Raw genomic sequence first — 6,544 nt, forward strand, 5'->3', positions numbered from 1 at the left:
GCAGGTGTGCTCCGCGATTCCGAAGCGAACCCGGTGACACTGGAACTGCACGCGTTTCCAACTGACTCGCCCGCCAAGAAAATCACGGTGCGACGAGCCTATGAAAGCGAACTGATTCGCAGTCGTCATCCCCGCTTCAACCTCCAACCGTAGCCCTCACCCAACAAGAGAATCCGTTTGTAGCGATTGCAACGATTAGGCAGCCCACCCGAGACATTCCCAGATCGATTTTTCACCGATGCCCGACCTGATCGCCAAAAGCGAACTACGTTGGCATCTATGAAATCGCTCGTCCCAGCCGTTCTGTGTCTCGCCACATTCGCCTTCGCAAGCGAATTGCCATCCGTTTCCGCGGATTGGCTGACACTGCCCAGCACGTACACGCACGACGTTGCGACCGGGCAACGCGTCACTCAGTTCGCACCGATCGACACGCCCACGACGGCCATCTCTCAGCCGCTTCGAACCAGTGGCTACACACACTACCGCAGCACGCTTGCCTACGGTCAATCAGCCGACAACTACCACCGTGTCGAAGAATGGGGCGATCCCGTTCGTCCTTATGGTGAATGGCGTTTTCCGTACCGCCCCTACAGCACTCCCTATCCAAACTGGGGCGCACCCTACGCTGGCCTGAACATCGGGCTGGGGAATGGATATGGTTGGAATGCCCCCGGTCAATACGGTCCAGGCCAATATGGTCCAGGCCATCGCCCACCCGGCCACCAAGGACCATCGCCCAACACACCTGGCTCCAATCCAGGTGGTCAACAACCGGGCGGTCCACCGAACCATCCTGGCGCACATGGCCCCCACCACGGTGGCCATCACAACCGGCGTCCCAACCCCGCTGGCGGCACCAACCTGTTTGCACCGTATCCGTCGGGACAAGGCACTCCGTATCCAGTCGCCCCTTATTACGACGGCTACTATCCCAACTATCGCGACTGATCGAAGCCCTTCGCGACAGCGTGGACAATCCACTCAGCGTCCACGCTTCGCCAGCAGACCATTCATCACCGGCGGAGCGACGCGGTCGGCATACACCAACGCTTTGCCACCAAGGCTCAAGATCACTTCGCTGCGTCCGCGTTTGATCGCCATCAACGTGGCCTGCGCAACCCGCCGGGGAGGCCAACTTCCGATGCTTTTGGACTTCTGATCCGGATCGGTTTCCACCAACGAATCAAAAAACTCGCTGCGTGTGGTGCTGGGGCTGACCAACGTCACCCCGATTCCATCGCTCACGAGTTCCGCTCGAAGCGAATCGTTCCAACCATGCAGCGCAAACTTGCTGGCGCAGTACTCGCTCTTGTCCGGAACCGCTCGGTGCCCCAACACACTGCCGATGTTGCAAATCACAGATCGCTCGCCTGACTGAGCCACTTGGCGTAATCGAGGCAACGCGTCGCGTGTCCAATCCACCGGCGCGAAAAAGTTCACCTCCATCACCCGCCGCATGCGATCAGGGGAGGCATCTGCAAACGGACCAATCGCTCCCACGCCCGCATTGTTGACGAGCAAATCCAATCCGCCATCGCGAAGGGAATCCGCGGCAGCCATGGCTTTTTCGCGAGTGGACGCGTCGGTCACATCACCCACGATGCTGTGCACTCGCATGGGATCCGAGGTCGCGGCGGCCAACTCAGCCAACCGTTCCTCACGCCGCGCCACCGCAATGACGTGAGCCCCCGCGTCGACCAACAGACGTGTCAGTTCAAATCCGATCCCGCTGCTCGCCCCCGTGACGATGGTGACGGCACCCTCGGGATTCCAAATCTGCTGAAAAGGCAGCGGCATATTCAAGCCACGTCGCTCGATCGCTCAACAGACTCGTCCATTGATTCCTCGCTAGACGCAGCGGCCTCGTCTTCCGACGCAGATTGCTTCCACATTTCCAGCGTCGTCGGTGTCACGCTTAGCGCACTGCGATGAACCGTTCCCATCGCCGAGGCTGGCATCCGAACTCGAACAGTGACGTGGTCGTTTCCAAACTCACGCGATTCGATTTTGCCGGTCGCGGACAAGAACGAAAGCAGCTTGCCATCGTGATGAGCCACGCCAATCTCAACGTCCAAAAATTCGCGAGACAGGGCTTCGCCGACGGCTTGAGCCAACGGCTTCAAACCCGAACGTGACCTGGCACTGACAGGAATGGCATTGGGGTAACGATCCAACACGCGATTCAAAATTCGCGGACTGGTGATCGCGTCAATTTTGTTGAGCACCAACAAAGTGTCCTTGGCTTCAATGCCCAATTCCTCCAGCACCTGATACACCGCGCTGATTTGTTCAAAAACCTGTGGGCTGCTCGCATCAGCAACATGCAACAGCAACTCGGCTTGACGAGTTTCTTCCAAGGTCGATTTGAAACTGGCGACCAACGAGTGAGGCAAATCACGAATGAAGCCAACCGTATCACTGAGCAACACGTGGCCCCATTCCGGCAAATGCCAGCGTCGCGTTCGCGTGTCGAGCGTCGCGAAGAGTTTGTCCTGCGCCATCACACCGGCATCGGTCAGAGCGTTCATCAACGTGCTCTTGCCTGCGTTGGTGTAACCAACCAACGACACTGTCGGTGAATCCGAACGAGCCGCAACTTGACGCTCGCGTCGCAGTTCCACGCTCTTCAGTTCCGTCTTCAAATCGTGAATGCGTTTCTGAGCCAGTCGGCGGTCAACTTCCAATTGTTTTTCACCCGGACCTCGCATCCCGACACCCATCGACTGACGCGAAAGGTGAGTCCACATGCGTTTGAGTCGAGGCAGAGAGTATTCCAATTGAGCCAACTCGACTGCCAAACGCGATTCGTGCGTGCGTGCGCCAGCAGCAAAGATATCGAGGATCAACTCCGTGCGATCGATCACCTTCGCATTGGTCTTCTTTTCCAAGTTGCGAATTTGAGCCGGGCTCAGATCGTTGTCAAAAATGACCACGTCAGCTTCATGGCGTTCGACCATCAAACGCAATTCTTCGACTTTGCCTTTGCCCAAATAGGTCGAGTGATCGGGTGTGGATCGACGCTGAATCAACTCGTCGACCACTTCAGTCCCCGAGGTGGTTGCCAACCCGTGTAGTTCTTCCAACGGGTCTTCTTCGACCACGGTGTCAGGCAGAATCAAACGAGCCAAGATGCTGCGTTCGGGGGCGTCGTCGTGCAGGGTGATGTGTTTATCTGACACGAGGGAGAGGGGGCCTTGGTCTAAAGGTTAGAAGCGGAGTCAATGACTCCATTTTACTCTCAATACGGACCCTTCGCACTTGGAAAGGTTCACCGTTCAAGACTGGATTTACTACGTAAAATGTGGTGGTAATGTTGTGCAAACCGATGAGATTCATCGCGAACATACTGTAACAAACGCAGGGCAAACGCGTTTTTGCTCAGCCTGAGCGGCTCTGAAATTCCCGGTCGAAAAATTTCTTCGTCGCGTTTCGCGAGGCTGATCACGGTCGGCGGCTGGATGTCCTGATCCCGAAATGCCGCCATCGCCGCGTTGAGTTGGCCTTTGCCACCATCAATCAGCAACACATCCGGAAACGCCTCTTGGCGATCCGACAACCCGCGAAAACGTCGCGAGACAACTTCATAGATGCTGCGGAAGTCATCGATGCCTTTGACCTCCTGGATTCGAAATCGCCGGTAACCCGGCTTGAACGGCAACCCATCAATGAATTGGACGAGACTGGCGACAGTCTCGTTCCCTCCCAGGTGAGCGATGTCCACGCCTTCAATCACTCGCGGCGTCTCCGCCAATCCAAGCACCTTTTTCAGTCCAGCCAATCCTTTTTGCGGATCAATGTAAAACACCTCGGGCTGGGCGTGCGTGTCCAAGTCGCCTCGTTCTTCCAATCGCTCGATCATGTGGATCTCATCGCGAAGAACGGCCGCCCGTTCAAAGTCCAGTGCCTTGCTGGCCTCCTTCATCTCGCCACGCATGTCACGCAGCAACTTTGTCTTGCCACCGTCCAGAAACGTTTGCAATCGTTTGATGTCGCGGCGGTAGTCCTCTTTGCTGATTCGAAAATTGCACGGCGCGGTGCACTGGTTGATGCTCGCCAACAAACACGGACGAAACCATTGCCAACGCTCGTCGGACTCGCTGATGTCCAGCGAACATGTTCGAAACTTGAAGATCCGCTGCATCACCTGAATCGCGCCCCGCAAGGCACCGGCGCTGGTGAATGGACCATAAAGCTTCACGCCCTTGGACGGTGGTTCCCGAGTCACCTCCACGCGCGGGAATTCCTCCCGCGTGGTGATCATCAAATACGGAAACGTCTTGTCGTCCTTCAGTTCTTTGTTGTTTCGCGGCTGAATATCCTTGATCAACCGGGACTCCATCAGCAACGCGTCGACTTCGCTTTCCGTTTCCACAAAGTCGATGTCGGCGATGTCGCCAATCCAATCGGCCGTGCGAGCGTCTTCGCTGGCGGCCTTCAAAAAGTAACTGCTCGCCCGCGATCGCAGGTTCTTGGCTTTGCCGACGTAGATCACCACCCCGGCGCAGTCCTTCATCAGGTACACGCCCGGTGATTGCGGGAACGTTTTGACTTTCCTGGCGGCCTGACGGAAGCCCTGACTGAAATCCTGTAGCACCTTCGGCGAAACCGTTGACTCGGAGGAAGCTTCGACATCCGAAGCGTCAGCCCCCATGTCGACGGGCTCACCCGCGACGGATTCATCGTTGATTTCGGTTTCGCGGTCGCTCATTCAACCCTGATCTGGGGCACATCCTGGTTACGAAATGGGAACAGGCATTGGACCGTGAGATTGCCTGTTTGGCAACAATCCGGCTCGGATCCTGAGAATCAAAGCAGGAGCGAATCTCGGACCAATCGCTGCTGCCCACCCGGCTCATTCGTAACGAATCCCCCGAAGCGGCGGCCCGGTGGGTGCGTTGGCAGAATACGCCGCGGCCGTTCCAGGCAATCCCGGGGGACGCGTCCAAGGAGCATCAGCAGCGGGCACAATCGGGCCGGTGGACGCGGAACTGTATCCCATCGCTCCAGACGCGCTTCCGCCAAACCCACTGGGTGCTGCCATCCCCGCCATCTGCACCAAATCCACTTTTGTGGTGGTGGTCGTTGGCATGGTGAACAATTCCGGGTCGCCCGACAACAATTGGTTGACGGTGTAAGACGCCACTTCCAACTGCATTGCCAGCGGCGGCCCTGCTGCGGGAAACAGCTCGATTTTGACGCGGTGTGGCAAAACGACATTGACCGCTTCATTGAAACGATGATCCGATGCAACGCTCTTGGCGACCTGTCGACCATCCGGCGAATACAAGAACAGATTGGTGATGTAACCCGCCGATGGCTCGATGAACACAACCCGCTGATACATCCCCGAAGGCGTCTGCACCGAGGTCCGCACCTCAATCAATCCATCGCTGCGAATCACTGGCCCACTGAGCACGGTGGCGGGATCCAATCGAGCCAGCCCGATCGCTTCGATCAACCAAGTCGGATCCACCGGCAAGATCGCACGCGTGAGTTGCCTCGAATACTGCTCATGGTTGGCGTAGTACAACGTCTGAGTCATGTTGTCGGGGACTTCGAACCAGAACTCGTTTTCGTTGCTGCCCAAGTCGATCCCCGCTCCCATGATGATCGGCACGCTAGCCTTCATGCGGAATCGTTTTTCGCGTTGCACATTGACCGTTGCATTGAGCTTTGGAACCGCTGGCATCGACAACACATCCACCTTCGCCGAATTGGTCGAAAGCTGCTGGATCGCATCGGTCCGATTGACCGCCGCCGCCAATTGATGAATGTCTGGCGACGCGTTCAGCACAACAGGAGGAGCCGGAAAGGACGTGTTCGAAACCGCTCGAACACACCCTGCGGTCAACGACAGCAAACCCATCATCGTCATCACGCCGAGCCATGTGAACGAACGATCAAACATGCGAATGGAAGCCGGTAAAGAGAACGTGGATAACATCGGCGTCTTTTCTCATTCGGGAAGTTCGTCGACGTCACGGTAAATCAGATCGATCAATTCATCTTGGAGAGTGCCGGCCTCGGAAGGCCCGATCGCCACCACGTCCACTTCCATCGTCGACTGATCCAAATTGGACATCAGCAACATTGTTTCTCGGGACTTTGCCTCAAACGGTTTCGCCTCGGTCTCGTCGCGTGGGTCTTGTGCAGGAGCCCCCATCGGTGAGCCTGTGGCAGTTGGCTCGATGGTTTTTAAATGACGTTTGCGAAGCAGCAACAGGGCCAACAAAAAACGACTCTTCGCCGCCGCAGGCTGCTCCGCCATCGACCGCAACAACTCAATCAAAACCTCAGGCGGCGCAATTTCACGCTTCTTTTCCTCAGCTCGCGGCACGCGGTTCTTCCACCATCCAATGGTTTCTTCCGGTGGGCCCGTCCAAGCGTCCGCGGCTATGTCGATTCGTTTGAAGTCCTCATCCGCTTCCATGACGACCGAATAGTAGACCTCGCCAGGTTCCAACGGACGGTCGCCAACGCTGCAGCGCCGAGTGGTTCGGTTGATTTTGTATTCGCCAATCATGGTTCGACCCTAGCAAAG

6 protein-coding genes are annotated in these 6,544 nt (G+C 56.9%); 1 reads left to right on the plus strand and 5 read right to left on the minus strand.

Annotated features, from left to right (window positions below; translation table 11 throughout):
- Window positions 1–279 precede the first annotated feature (279 nt).
- Entirely contained in the window at window positions 280–951 is a 672-nt protein-coding gene (locus ACF8AM_RS01935; protein WP_392554018.1) for a hypothetical protein, read from the plus strand.
- 33 nt (window positions 952–984) lie between these two features.
- Here ACF8AM_RS01935 and ACF8AM_RS01940 read toward each other — a convergent pair whose 3' ends face one another.
- The 5 genes from ACF8AM_RS01940 to ACF8AM_RS01960 form a co-directional block, all read right to left on the minus strand.
- Complete coding sequence (locus ACF8AM_RS01940) at window positions 985–1,800, minus strand: SDR family NAD(P)-dependent oxidoreductase (protein WP_392554023.1); 816 nt, start codon at window positions 1,798–1,800, stop codon at window positions 985–987.
- A gap of 2 nt (window positions 1,801–1,802) precedes the next feature.
- Window positions 1,803–3,182: a GTPase HflX gene (hflX, locus tag ACF8AM_RS01945; protein ID WP_392554019.1), complete on the minus strand. Its 1,380-nt coding sequence runs from the start codon at window positions 3,180–3,182 to the stop codon at window positions 1,803–1,805.
- 89 nt (window positions 3,183–3,271) lie between these two features.
- Window positions 3,272–4,711: a UvrB/UvrC motif-containing protein gene (locus ACF8AM_RS01950; RefSeq protein WP_392554020.1), complete on the minus strand. Its 1,440-nt coding sequence runs from the start codon at window positions 4,709–4,711 to the stop codon at window positions 3,272–3,274.
- A gap of 144 nt (window positions 4,712–4,855) precedes the next feature.
- Window positions 4,856–5,947, minus strand: coding sequence for a hypothetical protein (locus ACF8AM_RS01955; RefSeq protein WP_392554021.1), 1,092 nt, complete (start codon window positions 5,945–5,947; stop codon window positions 4,856–4,858).
- A 12-nt stretch (window positions 5,948–5,959) separates the two neighbouring features.
- Window positions 5,960–6,526 carry a hypothetical protein gene (locus tag ACF8AM_RS01960; protein ID WP_392554022.1) on the minus strand — a complete coding sequence of 189 codons (567 nt, stop codon included), beginning with the start codon at window positions 6,524–6,526 and terminating at the stop codon, window positions 5,960–5,962.
- Window positions 6,527–6,544 lie beyond the last annotated feature (18 nt).

Source organism: Rhodopirellula sp. JB055 (assembly GCF_043100905.1).
In the GTDB taxonomy this organism is placed as follows: domain Bacteria; phylum Planctomycetota; class Planctomycetia; order Pirellulales; family Pirellulaceae; genus Rhodopirellula.

Bases quoted from the DNA above. Each gene is read 5' to 3' on its own strand.
- ACF8AM_RS01935 (WP_392554018.1), top strand. From the start codon at position 280: ATGAAATCGCTCGTCCCAGCCGTTCTGTGTCTCGCCACATTCGCCTTC.
- ACF8AM_RS01940 (WP_392554023.1), bottom strand. From the start codon at position 1,800: ATGCCGCTGCCTTTTCAGCAGATTTGGAATCCCGAGGGTGCCGTCACC.
- ACF8AM_RS01950 (WP_392554020.1), bottom strand. From the start codon at position 4,711: ATGAGCGACCGCGAAACCGAAATCAACGATGAATCCGTCGCGGGTGAG.
- ACF8AM_RS01955 (WP_392554021.1), bottom strand. From the start codon at position 5,947: ATGTTATCCACGTTCTCTTTACCGGCTTCCATTCGCATGTTTGATCGT.
- ACF8AM_RS01960 (WP_392554022.1), bottom strand. From the start codon at position 6,526: ATGATTGGCGAATACAAAATCAACCGAACCACTCGGCGCTGCAGCGTT.